This window comes from Natronococcus occultus SP4 (genome assembly GCF_000328685.1).
Lineage (GTDB): Archaea > Halobacteriota > Halobacteria > Halobacteriales > Natrialbaceae > Natronococcus > Natronococcus occultus.
This window is the reverse complement of the sequence record NC_019974.1, coordinates 1,639,120-1,662,808: the sequence shown is the minus strand read 5'-3', so window position 1 is coordinate 1,662,808 and position 23,689 is coordinate 1,639,120. Positions and strand designations below refer to the sequence as shown.

The window sequence follows — 23,689 nt, the reverse complement described above, 5'->3', positions numbered from 1 at the left end:
GCACCAAGAGGAGCGGGTGCAAACGCCGCGGCATGGACCACCGGACCCGGGTGCTCGCGGCCGTCGGAACGACGGCGTTGCTCTTTCTTGCCGTCCAGCTCGGCGCCCTGGCGCTGATCGAGCCGTTCCACGACGCCGACCGCCAGGCCGTCGAGGATCCCGAGAACCCGACCAACAGCCTCGTCTACTTCGCGGTCATCCTCGTCGCGACCGGGCTCATGCTCGCGACGTTCCGGTACGACCTCGAGTGGATCATCAGGGCGCTGGTCGTCGGCGTGAGCGTGATGCTCGCCTGGTTCGTCTTCACCGAGTTCGTGCCCCCGGTTCTGACGGCGGGTTCGGTCAACGTCCTCGCCGTCGGCGCCGCCCTCGGTATCGGCGCGGCGCTTGTCCTCTACCCCGAGTGGTACGTCCTCGATCTCACGGGAGTGTTGATGGGCGCGGGCGCCGCGGCGCTGTTCGGGATCAGCTTCGGGCTCCTGCCCGCGTTGCTCCTGTTGACGGCGCTCGCGATCTACGACGCCATCAGCGTCTACCGGACCGAACACATGCTCGATCTCGCCGCGGGGGTGATGGACCTCAAGATTCCCGTCGTGCTGGTCGTCCCGACGACGCTGTCGTACTCCTACCTCGAGGACGACGTAGACGCCGAGTCGGAGGCGGCCCCCGAATCGGAGACCGAGCAACTGAACGGCGACGACGGGGCGAGCCCGACCGCGGACGCGGACGAGCCCCCCGCCGACGGCAGCCGCGACGCGCTCTTTATCGGTCTCGGCGACGCGATCATCCCGACGATCCTGGTCGCGAGCGCGGCCTACTTCATCGAGGCCGGAACCCTCGAGGTCCCCTGGATCGCGCTGAACCTGCCGGCGCTGGGCGCGATCGTCGGCACGCTCGCCGGGCTGGTCGTCCTGATGGGGATGGTGCTGAAGGGACGACCCCACGCTGGCCTGCCGCTGCTCAACGGCGGTGCGATCGGGGGCTACCTGCTCGGCGCGCTCGCGAGCGGCGTGCCGATCGCGACCGCGCTCGGACTTTAGTCGGCCAGCGGGTCGTCGTCCTCGCGGCTCTCGACGATCTCCGCGTCGACGTCCTCGCCGTGTTCGAGCCCCTGGACCATCTGATCGATCCGATCGCGCTCGGAGTCGATCGGCAGATCCTCGAGGTCGGGGTAGACGCCGACGACCACGAGATAGTCGTCGCCGGACTCGTGCTGGGCGATATCCAGCAGGACGTCGATCCCGTACTCGCCGTGGAGTTCGGCCTCACCCTCGAAGGTCTCGAGGACGAGGGTGTCCTCGAGCGCGGCGACCGAACGCTCGCCGACCGCGTCCTCGATCGTCAGCTCCTCGTACTGGTCTTGCATCTCCCGGAGCAGTTCTTCGTTGTCCATCTCGCCGATCGGGTTGAACTCCTCGCCGGCGACACTGACCTGAGGTGTGGTGATGACGGTGAAGACCCCCGCTTCGACGCCATCGCCGAAGATATCGAGCGGGAGATCGATCGTTCGAACGTACTCGGAGCCGTAGCTGGTCACCTCGACCTCCTGGCCGGCGACCGACTCGGTAGAGATGATCTCCTCGGTTCCCTCGTACTCGTAGCCGGTCTCGTCGGTCGCGCTCTCGGCGACGATCGCCGGCGAGGCTGAAAACGTCGTCGCGTCGTCGAGGAAGTCGTCGAGACAGCCGGCCGACAGACCGACTCCCCCGACCGCGCCCGCGGCGACGAACTGTCGTCGATGCATCCTGTCTCGATAGTTCGTCCTCGCGACAATAAGTGGCGCGGCCGGCTCAAGCCGGCCAGGTTCGTCGAGCGACTCCGTCGGGAGCGAGCTATTAGTATATCGAAACGCAGTGTACACGACGCGTCACGGACGGCTCCCGAACGGATCGGGTTCCCGCAGAACGGCGCCACAAACTCGTGATCGCCCGTCGGCGAGAGCGCGAATCGGCTCTACTCGCCGGGGAGCCGGTAGCTCGGTCCCTCGTCAGTGTCCTGGACCTCGACGCCGATCGCCTCGAGCTCGTCACGCAGCTCGTCGGCCCGCTCGTAGTTCCCGTCCTCGCGCTCGCGCTCGCGCACGCCGAGAACCAGCTCGACGACGTCGCCGGCCAGCTCCGCGCTCCCGTTGGTCTTGCCGGTAAAGGAGAGTCCGAGGACGCCACCCAGCTCCTCGAGGGTCTCGACGGCCCGGCGCAGCCCGCGGTAGTCCGCGGCGTCGTCCTCGGCTTCGAGGTGGCGGTTGATCGCCGCTGCGATCTCGAGCAGCGCCGACTGGGCCTCGCGGGTGTTGAAGTCGTCGTTCATCGCCTCGGTAAAGGCCTCGCGAGCCGCCTCGACCGTCTCGCGAAGCTCACCGTCCTCGGCTTTGGTGCCTGCGCTCGGGGAGTCGATCGCCGCGGTCGCCGCCTCGTGGGCCCGCTCGAGACGATCCCACCGTTCCTCGGCCTCCGCGATCGTCTCGTCGGAGTACAGCTGTTGGCTGTTGTACGAGCCCGCCGTGAGGAAGGTTCGCACGACGTTGGTCCCCCAGCGGTCGACGGCCTCGTCGACGGTGACGAAGTTCCCCAGACTCGAGGACATCTTCTCCTCGTCCATCTGGAACAGCTCGCAGTGGAGCCAGTAGTTCGCGAACTGCTGGTCGGTCGCGGCTTCGGACTGGGCGATCTCGTTTTCGTGGTGGGGAAAGACCAGGTCGCGGCCGCCGACGTGGATGTCGAGCGTGTCCCCGAGGTGGGTCGTGCTCATCGCCGAGCACTCGATGTGCCACCCCGGTCGGCCCTCGCCCCACGGCGAGTCCCAGGTCAGCGCGGTCTCGCAGGCCTCCTCGGCCGGTGCGGCGTCCTCGTGGCGGTGTTCCGCGATCGCGTCGGCGTCGACGCCGTCGGCCTTCCAGAGCGCGAAGTCCGCGGGGTGGCGCTTCTCCGAGCGCTCGTCGGGGTCGCCCTGGGACTCGATCTCCTCGAGGGCCTGGTTCGAGAGCTTGCCGTACTCCTCGAAGCTGGTGACGTCGAAGTAGACCGAGCCGTTGGACTCGTAGGCGTACCCCTTCTCGATCAGGGTCTCGACGAGGTCGACGATCTCGGGGACGTGCTCGGAGACCCGCGGGTAGACCTCCGCCCGCAGGAGGTTCAGCGAGCGCATGTCCGCGAGAGTGCGCTCGATGTAGTTCTCGGCGACGTCGGCCTCGTCGGTCCCGTCCTCGCCGACGCGGGCGACGATCTTCTCGTTGACGTCGGTGAAGTTTTCGACGTGGCGCACGCCGTACCCGAGCTGTTCGAGCCAGCGGTGCATGACGTCGACGTGGACCCACGAGCGGGCGTGGCCCAGGTGGGGCGGATCCGACACCGTCAGACCGCAGTAGTAGAGAAGGACGTCCTCGGGATCCTGCGGCTCGAACGGCTCGGTCTCGCCCGTCAACGTGTTCGTCACGTGCAGGGTCATTACAGGGGTGTATCCGCGGCCAGCAGTTAAAATATGTCTTTGGCCGGGAGTCCGCCGGCGCTACTCCGGAACCGCCTCGAAGGCCGCTTCGACGGTTCGCAGGGCGTCGACGCCGTCGCGGTCGTCGACGACCACCATCGCGGTCCCCTCGCCGACGCCGGCCGCGATCACCTCGATTTCCGCGTTTCCGAGTCGCCCGAGCGCGGTTCCGAGGGCGGTCGCGTCGATCTCGCCTGTGGCCGCGATGGCGGTCAGCTCTCCTCCGTCGGATCTGAACGACGTCCCGCCGACGGCCAGCAGCGCCGTTTCGTGCTTGGTGCCGTCGATCGGCGCCGGCGTGATCCCCCGTTCCATCCTGACGCGGACGTCCCGGTCGGTGGTCTCGTAGGCGGGGAGCTCCTCGGCGTACCGGCGGATCGCCGTTGCGACCGCGTCGGTCTCGCCGTCGACGTCGAGATACCGAGCTGCCGCGGTGTAGTTGACGATTCCGGCCCGCAGTGCGGCGACGAGAAACGGGTTCTCGTCGACGGCTCGGCGCGTTTCGCTCGCGAGCGACATAGCTGTAGCTGTCACACACAACCGGGGAGGGATAAGCCTCGTGATCCCGTCCCGGTAGCCCTCGACCGCGGCGTTTTTGCCGCGAGCGCTCCTCGAGTCGGATATGAAACCCGAGGACGTCGAGGCAGTGATCGAATCCGAACTCGAGGACGCCGAGGCGACGGTCACGCACGCCCGAGACAAACACGACGACGACCACCTCGCGGCGACGGTCGTCTCGCCGAGCTTCGAGGGCCAGTCGCTGGTCCAGCAACACCAGCAGGTGTACGACGCGCTCGACGACCACATGACGACCGACATCCACGCCCTCGAGCTCTCGACGTACACGCCCGAGGAGTACGACGAGTAGTCCGCGCGGGGCTCGAGCGCCCTCCCGCGACCGGACTCGTGGCTGTCCGTTCCGCCCGCACCGCTTCCGGAGCGGATCGAACCGCAGGATACTCCTGTTCGCTCGCGAGAACGTCAGTATGGAGTCACTTCACCCGCGGATCAGGCTGCTGTGGATCGCACAGACGGCGATCCTGGCGGCCGTGTTCGGCGCCGTCCTCGCCGCCGTCGACCGGTGGATCACCCCCGTCCCGACGGCCGCACTGGCGGGGATCGTCGCCGTCGCAGCCGTCCTCGGTATCGCCTACGCCGTTCGGCTCTACCAGATCTGGCAGTTCGAACTACAAGACGACGCGCTCTATCTGGAACGGGGTGTCATCACGTTCGTCGAGACCGCCGTCCCGTTCGTCCGGGTCCAGCACGTCGACACCCAGTTTGGACCCGTTGAACGGCTGCTCGGGCTCTCGAGTGTCGTCGTCTACACGGCCGGCTCGCGCAACGCCGACGTCCGCATCCCCGGGCTGACGCCCGACCGCGCCCGGGAACTACAGGACACGCTCCGTGACCTCGCCGTCGAGAGCGAGGCCGACGACGCAGTATGAACCGGCTCCACCCCTTCAGCGCGGTCGTCTACGCGCTCCGGTACGGCCTGCTGTGGATGTGGCTGCCGTTCATCCTCGTCAGCCTCCTGGCCGGAACGGTGGCGGTTGTCAGTATCGCGTGGCTCCCGGTGGTCACCGCGCTCGGCTTCCTCTTCGGCGCCGGGTACGGGATCGTCTACTACTACCGGTTCGAGTACGGGATCACGCCCGACACGTTCGACGTCGCATCGGGAGTCATCGCCCGTCGCTCCCGGGAGATCCCCTACCGGCGGATCCAGAACGTCGACGTTCGGCAAGGGGTCTTCCAGCGCGTCCTCGGGCTCGCGATCGTCACTATCGAGACCGCCGGCGGTGGCACCAGCGAGGCCGCGTTGAACGTCGTGAGCAAGTCCGAGGCCGACCGTCTCCAGCATCAGATCCGCCGTCGAACTGCCGCCGTCGACCAAGACGACAGCGCGGAGTCGGCCGAGGACGACCCGTCGGCCGAACATCCGTCCGAGGACGCCCCGGCGACCGACCGACCGGACGAGACAGACCGGAGCGACGAGCGCCCGTCCTCGGTCGAGACCGACTCCCGACCGACCGCCGACCGACGCGAGTCCAGCCGACAGCGACTGTTCGCCCTCGAGTCCCGCGAGCTCCTGTTGTACTCGCTGACGACGGTACGGCCCGCCGCAATCGCCGCTATCGGGTTCCTGTTTCTGTTCGCAACCGATACGATCCTCGACCTGCTCGTGAGCATCGCTCAGCCGCTCGGCGGCCCCGAAGATCTCCAGAACGGTGACACACAGAGCTACGGCGTGTTGACCGTCGTCTCGGTGATAAACGGTGTTATCATCACCTACCTCGTCAGCGTCGCCTACACGTTCGCGACGTACTACGACTTCCGGCTGGGGCGGGTCGACGAGGACTTCGTCTACGAACGAGGGCTCCTCCAGCGCTACAGCGGGTCGATTCCCGCCGAGAAAGTCCAGTCGGTCACGGTCACGGACAACCCGCTCCAGCGGCTGATCGACTACGCCGGGCTGTGGGTCGAGACGGCCGGCTACGGCCCCGACAGCAGCGGGGGCAGCCAGTCGGCGGTTCCCATGGCCCGCGCCGATCACGTCCACCGGTTCACCGAGAACCTCACACACGTCGAGACGCCCGCCTTCGAGAGCCCGCCGCCGATCGCCCGCCGTCGGTACCTCGTTCGGTACTCGCTGATCGCCGCCGCCGTCGTCGCGGCCGTCTTCGGGCTCGCACAGGTAACGCCGATCGAGCGGTGGTACTTCGCCGCGGTCGTCTTCGCGACGGTCCCGCCCGCGGCCCACCTGCGGTACGTCCACCTGGGGTACTACGTCGGCGAGGACCACCTGGTGATCCGGCGCGGGTTCTGGCGCCGCCGGACGACCGTCATTCCGTACTTCCGGATCCAGACCGTCTCCACCCGACGGTCGATCTTCCAGCGCCGGCTCGGGATCGCCTCGCTCGTCGTCGACACCGCAAGCTCCCGGACGCTGTTCTGGGACACGCCGACGATCTACGACGTCGACCTCGAGGACGCCCGTGGCGTCCACCGAACCGGACGGACCCGTCTCCAGTCGGCCCTGCGAGAACGGGCTCGTACCGACGACGCCGGCTTTTCGGTGGATTTTACCTAACCGCTCTCGAGGTGTCGGGTATGACACGCGACGACAAGTTCCGCATCGAGGAGGACAGTCTCGGCGAGATGCAGGTGCCGGCCGACGCCTACTGGGGCGCCCAGACCCAGCGTGCGATCGGGAACTTCCCGATCTCGGGGATCAGCTTCGGACGACGGTTCGTCCGCGGGCTCGGCGTCGTCAAGAAGGCCGCCGCACAGGCCAACCGCGACCTCGATCTCATCGAGGACGACGTCGCCGAGGCGATCGTCGAGGCCGCCGACGAGGTCATCGCCGGCGAGCACGACGACCAGTTCCCCGTCGACGTCTTCCAGACCGGGTCGGGGACGTCCTCGAACATGAACGCCAACGAGGTCATCGCCAACCGCGCCGCCGAGATCATGGGCGCCGAAATCGGCGACCGCGTCGTCCACCCCAACGACCACGTCAACTACGGCCAGTCGAGCAACGACGTGATCCCGACCGCGATGCACGTCGCTTCCCTCGAGGCCGTCGAGAAAGACGTCATTCCCGCACTGGATACGCTCCGGGAGTCCCTCGAGGAGAAGGAAGCGGAGTTCGACGACGTCGTCAAAACGGGTCGGACCCATCTCCAGGACGCGACACCCGTCACGCTGGGCCAGGAGTTCTCCGGCTACCGCACCCAGGTCGAAAAGGGCCTCGACCGCGTCGACAAGGTCCGTAACCACCTCGCCGAGCTCGCGCTCGGTGGCACCGCTACCGGAACGGGGCTGAACACCCACGAGGAGTTCCCCGGTCGCGCCGCCGAGTACATCACGAAAGAGACCGGCGTCCAGTTCCGCGAGGCCGACAACCACTTCGAGGCCCAGGCCGCCCACGACGCCATGAGCGAGGCCCACGGCGCTCTCCGAGTGGTGGCGGGCTCGCTGAACAAGATCGCCAACGATCTTCGACTCCTGGCCTCCGGTCCGCGCAACGGCCTCGGCGAGATCGAACAGCCAGAGAACCAGCCCGGCTCCTCGATCATGCCGGGCAAGATCAACCCCGTCGTCGCCGAGGCGGTCAACCAGGTTCACAAGCAGGTCGTCGGCAACGATGCTGCCGTCTCCGCGGGCGCTGCCGAGGGTCAGATCGATCTCAACCTCTACAAGCCCGTGCTGGCCCACAACTTCCTGCAGTCCGCCGAATTGATCTCGAACTCGAGCCAGATCTTCGCCGAGCGGTTCGTCGATCCGCTCGAGGCCAACGAGGAGTACTGCCGGGACCGGGTCGAGCAGTCGATGGCGATGGCCACCTCGCTGAACGTCCACATCGGCTACGACAAGGCCAGCGAGGTCGCCAAAACGGCGCTCAAGGAAGAGAAGACGGTCCGGGAGGTCGTCCTCGAGAAGGGCTACCTCGACGAGGACGAAGCCGACGAGGTGCTTGACCCCCGGAAGATGACCGAACGGGGGATCCTGGGCCAGGAAGAGTAACTCTCGGCCGCCGTTCGATTTCGTTTTTCGCCGTCGTATCACAACACTGTCACGGAGTAACACGACATATCTTCCCGTGGTCACAAACCGGCGATCTCTCACGAACCGAAGGACACGGCGTCGAGTACTCTCCGTCGCTGATCGTTCTTTCTTGTGGGTCGGTCGAATCTAAATCGGCAGCAAGAAGCCGTATCAAGTGGGATTCTCCCGTAAGAAAAGAACCCAAGCAGTTTTTACGAATGCTCGCGTCAGACGAAATATGCACACCTGTCGTAACTGCAACCAGTCGTTCCAGACCGAGCTCGCCCTCGAACTCCACCGGGATACCTGCGAGAAAGCCCAACTGTTCTGTCAGGTATGCGGCGACCGATTCCGAGAACGGGACGCAACCGAGGACGGATGGCACTACGAGTGTCCGAGCGAAGACTGCGCCGGTGAGGGGCTCCGCGAGGACCTCTACCAGATCGACGACGTCCGGGCGGCGACACACTGAGCTCCGGCGTTCCGTTCCGTTCCGTTCTCTTCTGATTTCGTCTCCTCGCTGTCGTTCGACTCCGCGATCCGGCTTTTTATTCGTACCCCCTCCCTTCAGCTCATCATGGAGCGACTCACTCCCCGGGTCCGCGTCGTCTGGCTACTCTTGGCGGTGTTCCGGGCCGGGATCGTCGGCGGATTTCTCGTCGGCGCCGCGCTGGTACTCTCCGAAACCGGGCTGTGGACGAACCCACCCGACCTGCTCGTCCCGGGCGCGATCGGTCTCGCGGTCGTCCTCGGGCTCGTTCGGGTCGTCGTCGCCTGGCGGCGCTACGCCGTCTGGCGCTTCGAGGTACAGGACGACGGGCTCTACATCGAACGGGGCGTGTTCACTCGGATCAAGACGGTCGTCCCCTACGTCCGCGTCCAACACGTCGACTCGCGGCGATCGCCGATCGAGCGGACGACCGGGTTGGCGACCGTCGTCGTCTACACGGCCGGCTCCCGAAGCGCCGACGTCGCGATCCCCGGGCTGACCCCGGAGCGGGCCGAACGGCTCCGCGAGGACCTGCGCCGGCTCGCGATCGAGAGCGAGGGTGAGGACGCGGTATGAGGAAACTCCACCCGCTCTCGATCGCGGTCAGATCGATCTCGCGCAGCGTCAACGTCGGCCTCCTCTTTTTTATCGCCGGGGTCTTCGCCTCGCCGGGCGGCGCCGGGGGGACGCTCGTCTCCGTCGGGGGGATGCTCCTGTTGGGGATCGTCCTCGCGATCGGCTACGAGGTCGCCTACTACGAGCGGTTCCGCTACGAACTCACGGGCGACACTTTCGACGTGGCCTCCGGCGTCCTCGCCAGGCGCGACCGCGAGGTTCCGCTTCGCCGGATCCAGAACGTCGACGTCAGACAGCCCGTCCTCGCCAGAGTCCTCGGGCTCGCAGCCGTCCACATCGAGACCGCAGGCGGCGGCCAGACCGAGGTCTCCCTGCAGTACATCGAGGAGGACGAAGCCCGTCGTCTCAGACGGCAGCTCCGCCGCGGAGCCCAGGCCGAGGACGGGCAAAAAGAGGGATCCGAAACGTCCGATCGACGAGCGTCGGACGAGAGGGAGGAGGAGCTGCTCTTCGAGATCCAGCCACGGGAGCTGGCGATCCTCAGCGTGTTCACGATCGACCCCGGGGCCAGCCTGCTGGGCGGAATCGCGCTGTCGTTTCTCAGCGGGTTCGACCCGACGACGCTGATCCCCGCCGACCTCGTCGAGGGGCTGCCCGGCGCCGAGGGCGGACTCGTCGCGCTCGCGTGGCTCGTCGTCCTGTTCCTGCTTGCAGCCTGGGTCGTCAGCGCCGTCCTCACGTTCAACCGCTACTACGGGTTCCGACTCACCCGCGTCGACGACGAACTCTACTACGAGCGCGGCCTCGTCCAGCGCTACAGCGGGACGATCCCGCTCGGGAAGGTCCAGACTCTGACGATCACCGAACGAGTGCCGTTCCGATGGTTCGGCTACGGCGCGCTGGCGGTCGAAACCGCGGGTTACGCGCCCGGCCAGGGCTCTCGGGGAACGGAGTCGGCGATCCCGCTCGCGAGATTCGATCGCGTCCTCGGACTGGCCCGTTCGATCGAGCCCTTCGGCGAGGTCACTCTCCAGGACCCGCCCAAGCGAGCCCGAGAGCGGTACGGCGTCCGGTACCTGCTGGTCGTCGGGGCCCTCGTCGGCGCCGGCTACCTTGTCACGACGGCCACCGTCCTCGAGCGATGGTACCTCCCGGCCGTCCTGCTCGTCCTGGTTCCCGTCGCGGCCCATCTAAAATGGCGCAGTCGGGGCCACCAGCTCGGCGATCGCTACTACCTCGCCCGAACCGGCTTCTGGAGGCGAACGACGAAGGTCGTCCCCTACTATCGCGTCCAGGCCGTCGTTCACACTCAGTCGATCTTCCAGCGTCGCCGTCGACTCGCGAACGTCACGGCCGACACCGCGTCCTCGGCGTCGCTGCTGGGCCGGGCGGCGACCGCCTACGACGTCGACGCCGCCGAGGGCCTCGAGATGCAAGACACGATCGAGGAGCGACTGCAGGAACGGCTTCGCGCCCGAAAACGAGAGCGGACGGTCGGGGAGTGGTTCGGTGATCAGGACGAATCGGCGTACGCCCTCGAATCCAACTCCGATACTCCTCCCGGTAACTCGGAGGACGTCGACCAATAGGCCGATTCCGTCCTCGGATTCTGGTACCAGCAGCGCCGCGCTCTCTGACCGAGATATCGACTCAAATTGATATAGCGCTATTCGATTCATCTGATGCGGTTCGAGCAAGCTATTGTATATATCCACCAGGTATTTCTAACTGGAATAGATTAGAACGCGTCTCAAAACAACCGAAAACATGGAACGAAATCCTCCTGTGGACCAGCAATCCACGAGTTCAGATGCAGAACCATATTCCCCAAAACCGAGTCGACTCAGTTGGTCAGCCTGGAAACACTTCGAGAGGAAGTCCTAGAACGAGACGGTCATCAGTGTATGAACTGCAGTTCGGAACAGCGGCTAGAAGTTCACCATATCGTCCCCCTCTCGGTTGGTGGATCGAACGAACTCTCCAATTTGGTAACGCTATGCAAGGAGTGTCATACGAAATCCGAAGGCAAACGAATCCAAAACGAGCCTGCGGCGCTACAAAACACGAACTCATACCAGCTTTTGCTTACCCCATCCGGGGCACGTCGCCCCCTCCAAACTGTTGATCATCCATTTTGGCGTGCTGCGACTGTTCTCTTCGTGTATTACGGTATCGGGTCTGGAGAACTCTGTAACCTGGAACTGCACGATTACGACTGCTCAGACCAAGCTGTAGCGGAACACTTCGAAATCGCGCATACTACGAACCCAGTACTCGAAGTCGTTCCGGGTCGAGAGAATGCGTCTTCGCGTTCCCGTTCTCGAGCGACTACACTGCCCTTACCTCCCGTGGTAGAGCGAGAACTAATTCGGTATCTAACTATCAGACCGGATAGCGGATCTGATCGGCTCTTTCTCTCCACGGCAAAGAACTGGGGAGAACCGATAACGAGAGATATGCTGGCGCACTCGCTTAAAGACCGAAGCGGAGAACGTCCGCAAGCGTTTATCAACTGTTTCAAAAAAACACTCGCAACTTGATCAACATCTCAAACAGTATATCCTCACTGGCGACGAATCCAGCCTGGAAGACCGTGTGAACGAATCGAGCAAATATACGAATACCACATAGTATCTTCTCTCTCAATACGAGAAGCAAATCTACAGTCTCTGTTAGTCAGATGAGAGTATTATACGTTAAACAGGCACAGTACCACGTCGTTCACGGCGTGGATACGGACCATCACTGAGTGATACATTACATCGACATTAGCATAGTCCGAGCTTCAAATCAATGCCTCCCTCATGAAGGAGTATTTACATAATAGTGAGGTCAGGTTGGAGCGGAGTGGATTCCGAACGACTGTCGGAGGCGGTCTACCCGCCACCCAACGAGACAGTATCCGAACCGCCGACGCGGTGAACGCGAATCCCAGAAGGGTTCGTCTCGTGCCTGTCGGTTGAGCAAACCCACGATAACTCCACGTCCGTTGATGTGTCAGCGACTCCCTACTGGCAAAAACAACAGTTGAGAGTCAACGAAACTGAGGAGAGGAGTACCGGCGGTTTGGCGCCGCCAGCAGTCCACCAGTCCGATGTTGTGGGACTACCCGTACTCGAAAGGGCTGGTAGTCCACCGATTGGACTGCAAACCTGAAACCCCCACCGCTCGGGATTCCTCCGCCTTCAGGCGGAGGAGGATGTCAACCGAACTGGTGATACGAGGACGCTGCGTCCTCCTCAGCTAATTCGGTTACTCAGCTCGCTCGTTTCCCGTGGCTCTGACGACCGTCTCTCCTCGGACAGCCAGTCGACAGCGCACGCTATCGTAACTCGAGATCGAAACCCGTTCCGAAGTACCAGTAGTCTCGCGTTCGAGGACTCGACCTCTCATACCCTCTGTCAGTTATCCCGACTCGTGGTACTACAGCGGCCCGTGCTTAGTATACCAACTAATAGTACTGTACCTATTCACAGATGAAATTTTAGAACTATACACTCCTCTATCTTGGTCCTACTTCCGGACATAAATATCCTTAGACCGAGTTATGGTCAGATTGAAGGTTTCGGAGTTTGATTGGTTGTGTATGGCGGATTCCCAGGACACCTCTCGAACTGCGGTCAAAACCTACGTCCCCGCGTACCAGAAAGCGGAGTGGCAGGATCACGCCGACGAGCTCGACATGAGCCAGAGCGAGTTCCTCCGAACGATGGTCCAGGCCGGACGGCGAGGCTTCCAGGGGGGGACCGAGGAACCCGGTTCTCCGGACGCAGACCCTGGGGGTAACGGCCTCGAAACACGTCTCCTCGAGTTACTATCCGATGACACTTACACGTGGGACGAACTCCTCGAAGCGGTCAGCGACGACATCGAGTCACGGCTCGACGAGACGCTCGAGGAGCTCCAGGCCGAGAACCGCGTCCGGTACAGTGGCCGCCATGGCGGGTACACGATCGTCGGGGACGATGGCGAGTAGCGCCGACGCCCCCGACGCGATCGAGGACCCGATCGCGTACTTTCTGGACGACCAGCGCTACCACGGAAAGAGCGAGCGCACCCTCGAGGCCTACGAACGGGTGCTCCGCGAGTTCGAGGCGTTCGTCCGCGAGCGCTTCGACGCCGAGTCGGTGTCAACGGTCGGTCGGCGGGAGTGTATGGCCTGGGTCCACTCGCTTCGCGACCGGTTCGCATCGAGTACGATCGCGACCTACGCCTCGTACCTCAACCGTTTCTACGAGTACATGACCCAGGTCGGCGCGTTCGAGGAGAACCCGATGGTGCTCGTGATGGAGGAGCTGTCCGAATCGATTGACACGAACCCGACCCGACGAGATATCTCGGTGCCGGAGATGCGCGAGTTCGTCGGCTCGGTCTCCCATCCACTCGAGCGGGCCGCGGTCGTCACGCTGCTGAAGACGGGAATGCGGGTCGGGGAACTCTGTAACCTCGATCTTCGGGACTGCCACCTCGCGGTTCCCGAACTCGATCTCGAGTGGACGCCCCGGGTACAGCTCGAACGACGCCCCGCCTCGCTGTTTGTCTCCTCGGAACCGGCTCGCGGGCAAACGATCAACGGCGAGAAGCGAACGGCCTCGAACAAACGCGAGCGTGAGACGGTGATCCCCGTCGACGACGAACTCCGGCGAGTGTTGCTCGAGTGGCTGGCGATCCGTCCGGACCCACTATCGCCGGCGGATCCGCTCTTTCTCGATACCGGCGACGGCTGGGGGGAACGACTCGAACCGGCGGACGTGCAGTACATCGTCGAGAAACACGCCCGCGAGCGCGGCTGGTACCGAACCGGCGGCGGAGCGACCGAGAACGTCACGCCCCACTACTTCCGGCACTTCTTCACGACCCACCTGCGGGACCGAACGGGGGACCGGGGGATCGTCAAATACCTCCGGGGTGACGTGGCCGACGACGTTATCGACACTTACACCCACGACTGGGGGGATCGGGTTCGGTCGGTGTACGAACGACACATCTACTCGCTACACTGATTCGCGTCCGCGGCGAGCCCGGAGTGCCCGAGTGGGTCGAGATATCACGAGGACGCGACGCGAACGACACGATTCGCCGAAACCCCGGCGGTGGTGCCGACACGCCTCGGAGCACGGACGTCGGTCCTCGAAGTTCCAGCCCCTCGCTTCTTGTCGATAGTTCATAGAGTTCCTTTCGCTCGCGGATCGCAGTTCAAACGTCCGTCGCCAGGATAATCGAGTGCTACGTCCTCGAGACCGTCTACGCCGGACCCTCGAGACGAATTTGAGGGAAAGCGTCTGCCCGTCCGTTCGAACCGGACCCGGATCTCCCCTACGGAGTGCTCGAGAGCGGACCCATAAACTATATTTCGATATACGAAATAGCTGATCTCGAGCTGGACTCCGAGACGACGATATCGGTAGCGACAGAAACTCACGAGCCGGTAATCGGTTCGAGGGAAGAAGTTAGTGCGTGACCGCGAGCTCGGTCTCCCGGGTGCCGTTCGCGATCACCGACCGAACCGCGGCGACCTCGTCGGTCACCTCCGACCCGTTCTCGAGCAACACGGTCTCGCTGGGGAACAGCTGCTCGCCGAGCACCAGCCCGTGTTCTCGCGCGGTAGATCCCGTAACGGTCAGGTAGACGCCCAGTCCGGCCTCGGCGATCGCGGCCTCCTCCTCGCGACCTTCGTCGGGGTACCGGAAGGTGACGTCCTCGAGAGCTTCAGTGCCCAGCACGGCCCGGACCAGTCGCTCGTAGCGGGGTTCGATACAGAGCGGCCCCGCGTACTCCCGGAGGAACTCGCGGTCGATCGCCGCGTTCGACGGCGCGGTCTCGGGGGTCGCCATCAGGGTGTGGTAGACGGTGTCGCCCAGTCCCGTGACGACGCGGACGTCGGTGTCGACGGGACTGATCCGCGCGTTGACGTCCTCGATCCGGCCGAGGGGTTCGGGCCGAAGCTCGACGACCTCCTCGAGGACGAGGTCGGCGCTGTCGAATCCGAGCGCGAACTCGTGGGTCCGCAGCGCGCGAAACGGCTCCTCGCGGCCGACCAACTGGATCGCGGCGTCGTCGGGTCCGGCGTCGACGTCTCCGAGCGGGATCGTGACGCTGTCGAAGACGATCCGCCGGGGCTTGCCGGCCCGATCGTCCCGCAGGAGGGTGTACTCGGGTTCGGTCGGATCGTCGACGGTGCTGTAGGCGGCGAGACGATGGTAGACGTCCTCCTTGGCCTCCAGCGAACCCTTCGTGAGGGCCTTTTCGTGTCGGAGCGTCGAGGTGATGTCGTCCGCGAGGCTCGGCACGCCGAGCCGCGTGGCGATGCGATCGAGCACGCACTCGAGCGGGCGCCCCTTCCGCGGAACTGCGATCGGTATCGTCTCGCCCATCGGACGGTTCTCGGCCGTCGAGCGGTAAACGCGTTGCGTTTCAGGAAGGAATGCTACAGGTCGACACGATCGCCGATCTCGACGAGTTCGAGCTCTCGCGGATACTCGAAACTCTTCGCGTGGTGGTGGAGCACCTTCGGATCGGACGTCAGACCGCGCCACATGTCCCAGTGACTCGGCAACAGCGCCTCGAGCTCGAGGGCGGCCGCGGCCTCGATAATCTGGTTCTCGTCGTTGTACCACCGCGTGCGCTTGGGCTCGCGGGTCTCCTTGTCAGGAATCTGTCCCACGGTGCCGAAGGCGAGGACGCCGAGATCGATGTCGTACGTCGAGCCGAGCCGTTCGAACTCGTCGGTGGGTTTCGTGTCGCCGCCGTGGAAGACAGTCCCGGCCTCGTGTTCGACGACGTAGCTGACGGGGTGGCTCGCGTCGGGGTCGTGAGCCGTCTCGACGTGTACCGTAAACTCGCCGATCTCGATCGTCTCGCCCGCTTCGGTCTCGACGAGCTGATCGTCCGCGAGGTCGTACTCCTCGGGCCAGGCCTCGTCCTCGCGGGCGACCGCCAGGCTGTCGTCGGGCGCGTAGAACGTCGCGTCCGTGTTCTCGAGGATCGGCGCCTGGCTCGGGCCGTGGACGTGGTCGGTGTGTTCGTGGGTCGCGAGGACGGCGTCGGCTTCGGCGACGTCCTCGGGGTCGAACGGAACCGGGATCATCCGAACCGTTCGGGGCGGATCGCCCAGCCCGACGTACGGATCGATGAAGATCGTCGTGTCGTCGCTGCCCTTGAGCACGAACCCGTTACAGCCGAGATACCAGACGGCGACCCCGTCGGGGGCGGCGTCCTCGATATCGCGGACGAGCCAGTCGTCCCAGTCGCTGGTTGGCATACTCGAGGATGTGCGAACCGGCTGGGTAAGTGTTGTGTCTCTCGGCGAGAACCGATCAACGGCTCGGTTGAGTCGATTCGCTCGGCGATTGATTCGACCACAGTCCAGTATTAATTACGGGGCCTTCTATTTCCGGGTGAATCTTGATTCGACGCCGCGTTAGTGTGACTCCCGTATGTCGAACGACTCGATCCTCCCGACCGGACAGCGACGCGACGTACTCCAGACTGTCGGCGGACTCGCCGGGTTCGCGCTGATCGGCTCGACGTCGGCGGCCGGCGCCGGCGACAACGGTGACGTCGAGGGGTACGGTGCCGTCGAGGACGGCCGGTACGCGCTTCCCGAACTCCCCTACGAGTACGACGCGCTCGAGCCCCACATCGACGAACGGATCATGGAGCTCCACCACAGCGTCCACCACCAGGGGTACGTCGACGGCGCCAACGCCGCTCTCGATACGTTCGAGGAGATGCGCTCGGAGGGCGACTACGAGGACGTCAAGGCCGCGAAGCGAGACTTCTCGTTCAATCTCTCGGGGCATATTAACCACACCATCTTCTGGCAGAACATGAGTCCCGACGGCGGTGGCGAACCGGACGGCGAGCTCGGGGCCGCAATCGACGAGCAGTTCGGGTCGTTCGAGGCGTTCCGCGAGGAGTTCACCGCCGCGGCCGAAAACGTCGAGAGCAACGGGTGGGCGATGCTGTTTTACGAACCGGTCGCCGACCTGCTGGTGATCGGCCAGATCGAGTCCCAGAACGGGCTCGCCCACCAGGGTGCGATCCCGATTCTGACGCTGGACGTCTGGGAGCACGCCTACTACCTCCAGTACGAGAACGAGCGCGGAAGCTACGTCGAGGAGTGGTGGAACGTCGTCGACTGGGACGACGTCTGCCGGCGCTACGAGTTCCTGACCCAGACTCGAGCCGACGAGGTGTCGGACGGGAAGGCGGAGAAGGACACCGACGAGGAGTGACGACACGTCGCGTCCTCGGGTAGCGGACGGGACACCGCGGACGACTGCGGGGTCGAGCGGGTCGGTCCGCGACGGTCTCGGACGCCGACCCTACCAGGTGCCGTGGAAGGTGTCGAAGGAGAGGTCCTCGAGCGGTTTGTTGCCGACGGCGATCTCGTACTCGCCGGGGGTGAGCATTGGCTTGTGGAACTGCGGGCCGTCGTCGGTCGTGATCCGCGGACAGCCGGTGTTGACGAACGCGTCCATGTCGAAGTTTCGTAAGCGGTCGGGCGTGACCTCGTCCATCGTGATGAGGTAGGCGTCGTCGTTGTCTGCCAGGATCTCCTGGGCCTGATCCCAGCGCCCCTGGCCGATCTTTGTACAGAAGATGACGCCCCACTTCTGGGCGTCCATCGCCTTGTGGACCGAGGCGTAGCGCTGTTTCAGGAATTTTTCGGTATCGGCGACCGTGACGACGTTGTTGACGGGGTCGGCGATGACGACGTGTTTCTCAGGGTGTTCCATCGCCAGTCCGAGCGGGTGGAACTTCCCGCCGCCGACGTACAGCACCTGGTCGGCGGGGACGTCGGCGCTGGCGTAGTTACAGCCAAGCACCTGCCCCTCGTGGGTGAGTCGCTCGTCGCCGCGACGGCTCTGGACCTCGTACCCCCGGTCCTCGAGGAACTCGCGCATCTCCTCGTAGCGGTTCATATGCTGAGCGGTGGTGACGAGGCCGACGCCCTCCGTTTCGGCGGGATCCTCGAGGGTATCGAGGGCCTCCTCCATGATCGGCTGGACCTCGACGTTCGAGAACAGCGGGACGTAGATCACCTTGTCCGTGTTCTTCATCGGCGAGTGGCCGAAGTGGACGAACACGTCGGTCCGTTTCATCAGGTAGGTGTCGAGGTCGCAGGCACCGTAACAGGGCTGGCCCGAGAGCATGAACGTCACGTCGTCGTCGGCCAGCTCCCGCAGGTCGTCGGCGACCTTCGGGCCGCGCCGTTTCAGTCCCTCGGGGAACTGCAGGCCGACGGTCTCGGCGTCCCGTTCCTCGATCGCCTCGATGATCCGCTCGAGTTCGTAATCCCACTCCCGGTCGTGCTTGAGGCTCATCCCCACGTTCCGCAGGTCTCCCTCGCTGTACTCCGACTCCTGGCTCATTGTCTCCGGTTACAGCCACGAACGTATAACGGCGGCGCTTCGCGGGCTGGCTCCGAGAGTATTCGTAACCGATACAGTCTCTTCTTCACACATATACTATCCAAAAAGTCATGGTGATGGAGTAAAAATCAGCGGGGCATGACAACGGAACAGCCTCCCGATGGCTACCTCGTCGACCTCTACCGACAGTACGTCGGCGAGCCCGACGGCTACACCGACGTCTACGCCGGATTCGCCCTCTTTTTCGGCGGGATCGGAATCGGAGTGACCGCCCTGCTACTGTTCCTGTGGGGCAGCACCTACGAGGCCCGAACCCTCGAGAGCGCCTACTACGACCTGCTCCAGCCGGCGTACGCGCTGGGGTTGTTGTCGCTACCCGCGACGATGCTGGGCGTGGTCGTCCTGTTGCCCTCCGACCGTCGGACGCTGTACGGTGCGGTCGGGGGCGCGATGGTCGCCGTCCTCGCAGTCGCCGGCTTCCTCTATGCGTACCCCCGCAACTGGTATTTCGTCGGCGACGTCGACTACACCGTCGAGGTCGTCACGACGTACGCAGTCGGGCTCACCGGCCTCGTCGCCGCGACGGGCGCCGCGCTGGTCGCTCACTACCTCGAACTCGCGAGCCGGGCCGAACCGGCCACAGCCGAGGACGCCGACGCCGACGCGGACGACGGACTCTCGATGGCCGACATCCGCGAGGACATCGACGAGGCGATGGCGAGCGTCGAGCTCTCCTGGGGCGGCGTTGAGAAGACCGACACGAAGCGTCTGGAGTTCGACGACGACGGGTTCGACGACGTCTCGATGGACCCGGATGAGGGGACGACGACGACCCGGCTGTCAGGGGTCGACGAACAGGTTGCGGGACTGAAAGGACTCCAGGGGCGGGAGACCTCGACCACCGCCTCGAACTCGACCGTCGACGACCAGACGGCGAAGCTGACCGAACTTCGAGAGCAGCGACGCGAAGAGCGAAGCCGGTCCGATGACGGCGCCGACGGCGTCCTCGGCAGAATGGGCACTCGCGTCCGTGCGCTGTTCGATCGATCGTAACCCGCCACTTCTCGCTGCCCTCCACATTTCATAAATAAATATATTCTTGCCATTAAACTTATAACCCGATAGGTACGTTTGGCGGTATGGCCAAAGGCCTAGACGTCGGCACGATGAACATCCTGTCGGCACAGCAGGACGGAAACGACACGGTGTTCGTACAGCAACGCAACTCCTTCGTGGAGATCGAGTACTCGGATATGGCCGAGCAGATGCTCGCCCGGAGCGACGTGCTCCACATCCGGAAGGACGACAAGGTGTACGTCGTCGGCGACGACGCGTTGAACTTCGCGAACATCTTCAACAAGGAGACCCGTCGCCCGATGAAACACGGGATCCTCTCGAACGACGAGCAGAGCGCGATCCCGATGATGAAACTCATCATCCAGCAGGTCGTCGGCGAACCCGACCGCCCCGACGAGAAGGTGTACTTCTCGACGCCCGCGGATCCGATCGACTCGGAGCTCTCGACGCTATACCACCAGAAGACGATCGAATCGTTCCTCGACGATATGGGGTACGACGCCGAACCCATCAACGAGGGGATGTCGGTCATCTACAGCGAGCTCGCGGACAACAACTTCACCGGGCTGGGGATCAGCTTCGGCGCCGGCATGACGAACGTCTGTCTGGCGTACTACGCGGTCCCGGTGATGAAGTTCTCGGTCGCCCGCGGCGGGGACTGGATCGACGAGCAGGCCGCCCGCGCGACCGGGACGCCGGTCGACAAGGTCACCTCGATCAAGGAGGACGACTTCGAGCTCGACTTCACGACCGACGTCGGCGGAGTCGAGGGCGCGCTGGCGATCTACTACGAGAACCTGCTCGATTACGTCATCGAGAACATCGTCAGCGAGGTCGACGAGGAGGATATCGAGGAAGGGCTGGACATCCCGGTCGTCGTCACCGGCGGCACCTCGAGTCCCCGCGGATTCGAGAAGCTGTTCCGCGATCACCTCCGGGAGGCGACCATCCCGTTCTCGATCAGCGGCGTCTCCCACGCCAACGAGCCGCTGTACAGCGTCGCGCGCGGTGGACTGGTCGCGGCCCGCTCCGACGAGGACGTCGACCGCGAGGAGACAGCCGAACCAGAAACGGAGGCAGCGCCGCCAAGCGAGTGAGGCGCCGCGGGCTGGCTCCGCACTGAATCCGTTTTTCGAGTCGGCCCGTTCGTGCTCCGGGCCGGCTCGGCACGCTGTTTTTCGACCGTCTCGTTGTCCGTCGTCGCTCGTCACCTTGGTGGTCGCCGTTCGACGGGGAGTATTACCTCTGTGCATTAGAAATGTTTTTGTATGCAGGCTATGTATGTACTCGTAATGAGCACGACGTCCGGTTCCGAACTCGAGTCGCCGATCGACCGCTGTCGACCCGCAGACGTTACGCCCGTCACGATCGAGGCAACGGCGCTGGAATCGACCGCACCCGAGTACCTCCGCGAACTCAAAGCCGAACTGTACGGCGAGGGGCTCTCGCCGACCGCACTCTCACTCGAGACCTGCTTCGACGAGGACTGCTCGCTGGCCACCCAGGAAGAGGCCGACCGCATCCGGAGCTACGTCCGCGCAGGAGCGTTCCTCGGTGTCGACTCAGTAACGGTGTCGGCAGACACCGTCGCGAACGCCGAGAAGGTCCGACCCGCGCTCGCGGCCTGTGCCGAGCGCGCGGAACGGGAGGGGATCGAACTCGAACTCGACGCACCCATTACCCTCGAGCGCTGACGCCGGCGTAATGTCCGGCCCGTCGCGGCGAACGCTCGCTCGCCGACTCGAGTCGCTGTCCGATTTCGCCGAGCCGTCGGCGTCGCTCGAACAGTACCTGACCCCGCCGGAGATCGCCGCTCACCTCTGTCACCTCGCGGGGCTCCAGGACGATCTCGACCGGCGAGTGATCGACCTGGGTACCGGAACGGGAATGCTCGCGGTCGGCGCCGCGCTGGCGGGCGCGGACCGGGTCGTCGGCGTCGACGTCGATCCCGACGCGCTCGCGCTGGCCCGCGAGAACGCTCGGCGGGTCGACGTCGCCGACCGAATCGACTGGCTCCGCGGCGACGCCCGGCGACCGCCGCTGGCCCCCTCGTCGGCGACCGTCGTCTCGAACCCGCCCTTCGGCGCCCAGCGGGGCAACCGCCACGCCGATCGCGCCTTCCTCGAGGCCGCCCGAGCGGTCGGCACGGTCTCGTACACGATCCACAACGAGGGAAGCCAATCCTTCGTCGACTCCTTCGTCGCCGACGCGGGCGCCACCGTCACTCACGCCTTCCGGACCGAGTTTCCCATCGAGAACCGCTTCGACTTCCACACCGAGGACGAGACCACGCTCGCGGCCGAACTGTTCCGCATCGAGTGGGCCTAGTTGTAGGTCTCCTCGGCCGCGACCGCGACCTCGGTGCCGTTCGAGACCGCGTACACGGTCCCGTCGTCGTGCTCGAACGCGAGCCCGCCCGCCTCGGTCGACTCGTTTTCGGCCGGAACCGTCGCGGTTGCCGTCTCGGCCGCCTCCTCGCTTGCGACCTCGAGGACGTACTCGCCGTCCTCGCTCGCGACGGTCACGGTTCGGTCGTCGATACGGACGTCGGCGGTGGAGGCGTTCGACTCGTGGGCGAGCTGGCGGTCCTCGTCGCCGCCCTCGATCCAGACCTGGTAGACCGTCTCGTTGCCGACGGGCTCCCAGCCGGTTCGATCGACGGTAACCGACTCTCGCCAGCCGGGGCCGCCGACGGTCACCGTCTCCTCGCCGCTGAACGCGAGCTGCTGGCTCGTCGCCGCGTCGAACCAGATCTGGCGCTGGTCGCTCGAGACGATCACCCCGCTCGACTCCATCGCGACGGCGTCCTCGAGCGGGCCGACCGCAACGGGCGAGACGAGCTGGTTCTGGGCGCTCTCCTCGTAGGTAACGGTGTAACCCTCGATCTCGACGGTCGCGTCCCCGGTCGTCTCCGACTCGACGACGAGGACGTTCGTCGGGACGGCGACCCCCATCAGGGAGGCGGTGACGAGCAACACGCACAGAAACGCCGCGTACCGGTGGTAGCGCGGCTCGCTCTCGCCCGTGCGTGTCCCGCGAACGATCTCGGCGACCCGGCCGAGTCCCCGTGAGGCGCCGCCATCGGTCCGACCCGAGCCCCGAGCGAGTTCGAGGACGCGCTCGGCGGTCGGCCGCTCGATCGACTCACCCTCCCGCCGGAGCCACCGTGGCACCAGCGCTCGCTCGGAGCCTGTCACCGCCACCGTGACGACGACCGACAGCACTGCGACGACGACGACGCCGGGCCCCCGCAGCAGGACGAACGTGTTCTCGCCGCCGAACCAGTAGATCGCCCACAGTGACTTGGCGAAGCCGAAGAGGACGACGGCGAGCCAGAGGTGAAGCGGGTTCGGAGACCGGCTCCGGCGCCGGAGCACCAGGATGCCGAGCACGAGGCCGATAAAGAAGCCCAGGCCGTGGCCCTGGATCGCGATCGTCGCCCACGACGGCGGCCCCGGGGGGCTCGCCTCGGCGACGTAGACGCCGATCGGCCGCTGGAGGGCCTCGAGCACCGTCAACAGGGCTCCCTGGAGCCCGACCGTGGCGACGAGGGTCGCGATCGGGTAGTGGACGATCGCGAAGCCGGCGAACGCGAAGACGACTCCCGAGAAGCCGATCACGGGACCGAGCGCGAAGAGGCTGGTCGTCAGTCCGACGGCGACAACGACGGCGGGGAACACGACCAGCGCTCGCACCCGCGGGTCGGCAAGCCGCGAGCCCGCGCCGTCGTCCTCGGGGTAGTGTCCCCAGGCGTACTCGGCGATCGGTGCGGCAACGGCGGCGCCGACCAGGTTGCCGAGCAGATGACCCGCGTCGGCGTGGGCGAACGACGCCGTGAGCATTCCCAGCGGGGAGAAGTACGACCAGGCACGGTAGGGGATCGTGACGGGATCGGTGAAGTCGGTGATCCCGTCCTGAACGAACAGATAGACACAGCAGACTCCGACGAGGACGAGGATCGATCCCCACGGCACGCCCCAGACGAGCCGTTCCCGCGCGACCGCGCTCCAGGGCCGTTCCGGCCGGGAGAGCAGTCTGACGACCGCTACCGAACCCAGCAGTACCGCCAGCACGACGAGGCCGAAACTGACCGCGACCGGATCCATACCTCGTGATTCGACCGCGCCCGTATAGGGGT

The 23,689-nt window shown here is 65.0% G+C and carries 23 protein-coding genes; 16 read left to right on the top strand and 7 right to left on the bottom strand.

The window, feature by feature from the left end; genetic code table 11:
• Window positions 1-32: 32 nt before the first annotated feature.
• On the top strand, window positions 33-1,040 hold the full coding sequence (locus tag NATOC_RS08180; protein WP_015320962.1) for a presenilin family intramembrane aspartyl protease PSH: 1,008 nt from the start codon (window positions 33-35) through the stop codon (window positions 1,038-1,040).
• On the opposite strand, the gene NATOC_RS08175 is transcribed toward NATOC_RS08180, so the two are convergent.
• The 3 genes from NATOC_RS08175 to NATOC_RS08165 form a co-directional block, all read right to left on the bottom strand.
• Window positions 1,037-1,744 carry a DUF6517 family protein gene (locus NATOC_RS08175; protein WP_015320961.1) on the bottom strand — a complete coding sequence of 236 codons (708 nt, stop codon included), beginning with the start codon at window positions 1,742-1,744 and terminating at the stop codon, window positions 1,037-1,039. The two genes, NATOC_RS08180 and NATOC_RS08175, sit on opposite strands and share 4 nt — an antisense overlap.
• Window positions 1,745-1,953: 209 nt before the next feature.
• Entirely contained in the window at window positions 1,954-3,444 is a 1,491-nt protein-coding gene (cysS, locus tag NATOC_RS08170; protein ID WP_015320960.1) for a cysteine--tRNA ligase, read from the bottom strand.
• A 60-nt stretch (window positions 3,445-3,504) separates the two neighbouring features.
• The gene (locus NATOC_RS08165; protein ID WP_015320959.1) at window positions 3,505-4,002 is read right to left on the bottom strand and encodes a DUF7523 family protein; all 498 of its coding nucleotides are present in this window, start codon (window positions 4,000-4,002) and stop codon (window positions 3,505-3,507) included.
• 103 nt (window positions 4,003-4,105) lie between these two features.
• Here NATOC_RS08165 and NATOC_RS08160 point away from each other — a divergent pair, with 103 nt between their 5' ends.
• The 10 genes from NATOC_RS08160 to NATOC_RS08120 all read left to right on the top strand — a co-directional run bounded on the left by NATOC_RS08160 (window position 4,106) and on the right by NATOC_RS08120 (window position 14,100).
• A complete protein-coding gene (locus NATOC_RS08160; protein WP_015320958.1) occupies window positions 4,106-4,351 on the top strand; it encodes a BolA family protein in 246 nt (81 codons plus the stop codon).
• Between the two features lie 118 nt (window positions 4,352-4,469).
• Window positions 4,470-4,931: a PH domain-containing protein gene (locus tag NATOC_RS08155; protein WP_015320957.1), complete on the top strand. Its 462-nt coding sequence runs from the start codon at window positions 4,470-4,472 to the stop codon at window positions 4,929-4,931.
• Window positions 4,928-6,574 carry a PH domain-containing protein gene (locus NATOC_RS08150; protein WP_015320956.1) on the top strand — a complete coding sequence of 549 codons (1,647 nt, stop codon included), beginning with the start codon at window positions 4,928-4,930 and terminating at the stop codon, window positions 6,572-6,574. The genes NATOC_RS08155 and NATOC_RS08150 overlap by 4 nt, the downstream gene beginning before the upstream one ends.
• Window positions 6,575-6,594: 20 nt before the next feature.
• Complete coding sequence (locus tag NATOC_RS08145) at window positions 6,595-8,010, top strand: class II fumarate hydratase (protein WP_015320955.1); 1,416 nt, start codon at window positions 6,595-6,597, stop codon at window positions 8,008-8,010.
• 259 nt (window positions 8,011-8,269) lie between these two features.
• Window positions 8,270-8,503 (top strand): hypothetical protein, encoded by a 234-nt coding sequence (locus NATOC_RS08140; RefSeq protein ID WP_015320954.1) that lies wholly within the window; start codon window positions 8,270-8,272, stop codon window positions 8,501-8,503.
• Window positions 8,504-8,608: 105 nt separating this feature from the next.
• A complete protein-coding gene (locus NATOC_RS08135) occupies window positions 8,609-9,097 on the top strand; it encodes a PH domain-containing protein (protein ID WP_015320953.1) in 489 nt (162 codons plus the stop codon).
• Window positions 9,094-10,686 carry a PH domain-containing protein gene (locus NATOC_RS08130; protein ID WP_015320952.1) on the top strand — a complete coding sequence of 531 codons (1,593 nt, stop codon included), beginning with the start codon at window positions 9,094-9,096 and terminating at the stop codon, window positions 10,684-10,686. The genes NATOC_RS08135 and NATOC_RS08130 overlap by 4 nt, the downstream gene beginning before the upstream one ends.
• 315 nt (window positions 10,687-11,001) lie before the next feature.
• Window positions 11,002-11,637 (top strand): HNH endonuclease, encoded by a 636-nt coding sequence (locus tag NATOC_RS23275; protein WP_083866574.1) that lies wholly within the window; start codon window positions 11,002-11,004, stop codon window positions 11,635-11,637.
• A gap of 1,046 nt (window positions 11,638-12,683) precedes the next feature.
• Window positions 12,684-13,073 carry a DUF5805 domain-containing protein gene (locus tag NATOC_RS08125; protein ID WP_015320951.1) on the top strand — a complete coding sequence of 130 codons (390 nt, stop codon included), beginning with the start codon at window positions 12,684-12,686 and terminating at the stop codon, window positions 13,071-13,073.
• Entirely contained in the window at window positions 13,063-14,100 is a 1,038-nt protein-coding gene (locus NATOC_RS08120; RefSeq protein WP_015320950.1) for a tyrosine-type recombinase/integrase, read from the top strand. The genes NATOC_RS08125 and NATOC_RS08120 overlap by 11 nt, the downstream gene beginning before the upstream one ends.
• A 447-nt stretch (window positions 14,101-14,547) precedes the next feature.
• On the opposite strand, the gene NATOC_RS08115 is transcribed toward NATOC_RS08120, so the two are convergent.
• The gene (locus NATOC_RS08115; RefSeq protein WP_015320949.1) at window positions 14,548-15,471 is read right to left on the bottom strand and encodes a hypothetical protein; all 924 of its coding nucleotides are present in this window, start codon (window positions 15,469-15,471) and stop codon (window positions 14,548-14,550) included.
• Window positions 15,472-15,524: 53 nt separating this feature from the next.
• The gene (locus NATOC_RS08110; RefSeq protein WP_015320948.1) at window positions 15,525-16,358 is read right to left on the bottom strand and encodes an MBL fold metallo-hydrolase; all 834 of its coding nucleotides are present in this window, start codon (window positions 16,356-16,358) and stop codon (window positions 15,525-15,527) included.
• A 175-nt stretch (window positions 16,359-16,533) separates the two neighbouring features.
• On the opposite strand from NATOC_RS08110, the gene NATOC_RS08105 reads away from it, so the two are divergent.
• Window positions 16,534-17,334, top strand: a complete 801-nt coding sequence (locus NATOC_RS08105; protein ID WP_015320947.1) for a superoxide dismutase — start codon at window positions 16,534-16,536, stop codon at window positions 17,332-17,334.
• A 90-nt stretch (window positions 17,335-17,424) separates the two neighbouring features.
• On the opposite strand, the gene dph2 is transcribed toward NATOC_RS08105, so the two are convergent.
• On the bottom strand, window positions 17,425-18,474 hold the full coding sequence (dph2, locus tag NATOC_RS08100) for a diphthamide biosynthesis enzyme Dph2 (protein WP_015320946.1): 1,050 nt from the start codon (window positions 18,472-18,474) through the stop codon (window positions 17,425-17,427).
• Window positions 18,475-18,612: 138 nt separating this feature from the next.
• On the opposite strand from dph2, the gene NATOC_RS08095 reads away from it, so the two are divergent.
• The 4 genes from NATOC_RS08095 to NATOC_RS08080 all read left to right on the top strand — a co-directional run bounded on the left by NATOC_RS08095 (window position 18,613) and on the right by NATOC_RS08080 (window position 21,879).
• Window positions 18,613-19,527, top strand: coding sequence for a DUF7139 domain-containing protein (locus NATOC_RS08095; RefSeq protein WP_015320945.1), 915 nt, complete (start codon window positions 18,613-18,615; stop codon window positions 19,525-19,527).
• An 86-nt stretch (window positions 19,528-19,613) separates the two neighbouring features.
• Entirely contained in the window at window positions 19,614-20,648 is a 1,035-nt protein-coding gene (locus NATOC_RS08090; protein WP_015320944.1) for a cell division protein FtsA, read from the top strand.
• 195 nt (window positions 20,649-20,843) lie between these two features.
• Complete coding sequence (locus NATOC_RS08085; RefSeq protein ID WP_015320943.1) at window positions 20,844-21,245, top strand: apurinic/apyrimidinic endonuclease family protein; 402 nt, start codon at window positions 20,844-20,846, stop codon at window positions 21,243-21,245.
• Window positions 21,246-21,255: 10 nt separating this feature from the next.
• Window positions 21,256-21,879, top strand: a complete 624-nt coding sequence (locus NATOC_RS08080; RefSeq protein WP_015320942.1) for an METTL5 family protein — start codon at window positions 21,256-21,258, stop codon at window positions 21,877-21,879.
• Here NATOC_RS08080 and NATOC_RS08075 read toward each other — a convergent pair.
• Entirely contained in the window at window positions 21,876-23,657 is a 1,782-nt protein-coding gene (locus NATOC_RS08075) for a rhomboid family intramembrane serine protease (protein WP_015320941.1), read from the bottom strand. The genes NATOC_RS08080 and NATOC_RS08075 overlap by 4 nt on opposite strands.
• Window positions 23,658-23,689 lie beyond the last annotated feature (32 nt).

Bases quoted from the DNA above. Each gene is read 5' to 3' on its own strand.
- NATOC_RS08090 (WP_015320944.1), top strand. From the start codon at position 19,614: ATGGCCAAAGGCCTAGACGTCGGCACGATGAACATCCTGTCGGCACAG.
- NATOC_RS08160 (WP_015320958.1), top strand. From the start codon at position 4,106: ATGAAACCCGAGGACGTCGAGGCAGTGATCGAATCCGAACTCGAGGAC.
- NATOC_RS08135 (WP_015320953.1), top strand. From the start codon at position 8,609: ATGGAGCGACTCACTCCCCGGGTCCGCGTCGTCTGGCTACTCTTGGCG.
- NATOC_RS08080 (WP_015320942.1), top strand. From the start codon at position 21,256: ATGTCCGGCCCGTCGCGGCGAACGCTCGCTCGCCGACTCGAGTCGCTG.
- NATOC_RS08180 (WP_015320962.1), top strand. From the start codon at position 33: ATGGACCACCGGACCCGGGTGCTCGCGGCCGTCGGAACGACGGCGTTG.
- NATOC_RS08075 (WP_015320941.1), bottom strand. From the start codon at position 23,657: ATGGATCCGGTCGCGGTCAGTTTCGGCCTCGTCGTGCTGGCGGTACTG.
- NATOC_RS08120 (WP_015320950.1), top strand. From the start codon at position 13,063: ATGGCGAGTAGCGCCGACGCCCCCGACGCGATCGAGGACCCGATCGCG.
- NATOC_RS08125 (WP_015320951.1), top strand. From the start codon at position 12,684: ATGGCGGATTCCCAGGACACCTCTCGAACTGCGGTCAAAACCTACGTC.
- NATOC_RS08155 (WP_015320957.1), top strand. From the start codon at position 4,470: ATGGAGTCACTTCACCCGCGGATCAGGCTGCTGTGGATCGCACAGACG.
- NATOC_RS08145 (WP_015320955.1), top strand. From the start codon at position 6,595: ATGACACGCGACGACAAGTTCCGCATCGAGGAGGACAGTCTCGGCGAG.
- NATOC_RS08150 (WP_015320956.1), top strand. From the start codon at position 4,928: ATGAACCGGCTCCACCCCTTCAGCGCGGTCGTCTACGCGCTCCGGTAC.
- NATOC_RS08130 (WP_015320952.1), top strand. From the start codon at position 9,094: ATGAGGAAACTCCACCCGCTCTCGATCGCGGTCAGATCGATCTCGCGC.
- NATOC_RS08140 (WP_015320954.1), top strand. From the start codon at position 8,270: ATGCACACCTGTCGTAACTGCAACCAGTCGTTCCAGACCGAGCTCGCC.
- cysS (WP_015320960.1), bottom strand. From the start codon at position 3,444: ATGACCCTGCACGTGACGAACACGTTGACGGGCGAGACCGAGCCGTTC.
- NATOC_RS08085 (WP_015320943.1), top strand. From the start codon at position 20,844: ATGAGCACGACGTCCGGTTCCGAACTCGAGTCGCCGATCGACCGCTGT.
- NATOC_RS08115 (WP_015320949.1), bottom strand. From the start codon at position 15,471: ATGGGCGAGACGATACCGATCGCAGTTCCGCGGAAGGGGCGCCCGCTC.
- NATOC_RS08105 (WP_015320947.1), top strand. From the start codon at position 16,534: ATGTCGAACGACTCGATCCTCCCGACCGGACAGCGACGCGACGTACTC.
- dph2 (WP_015320946.1), bottom strand. From the start codon at position 18,474: ATGAGCCAGGAGTCGGAGTACAGCGAGGGAGACCTGCGGAACGTGGGG.
- NATOC_RS08165 (WP_015320959.1), bottom strand. From the start codon at position 4,002: ATGTCGCTCGCGAGCGAAACGCGCCGAGCCGTCGACGAGAACCCGTTT.
- NATOC_RS08110 (WP_015320948.1), bottom strand. From the start codon at position 16,358: ATGCCAACCAGCGACTGGGACGACTGGCTCGTCCGCGATATCGAGGAC.
- NATOC_RS23275 (WP_083866574.1), top strand. From the start codon at position 11,002: ATGAACTGCAGTTCGGAACAGCGGCTAGAAGTTCACCATATCGTCCCC.
- NATOC_RS08095 (WP_015320945.1), top strand. From the start codon at position 18,613: ATGACAACGGAACAGCCTCCCGATGGCTACCTCGTCGACCTCTACCGA.
- NATOC_RS08175 (WP_015320961.1), bottom strand. From the start codon at position 1,744: ATGCATCGACGACAGTTCGTCGCCGCGGGCGCGGTCGGGGGAGTCGGT.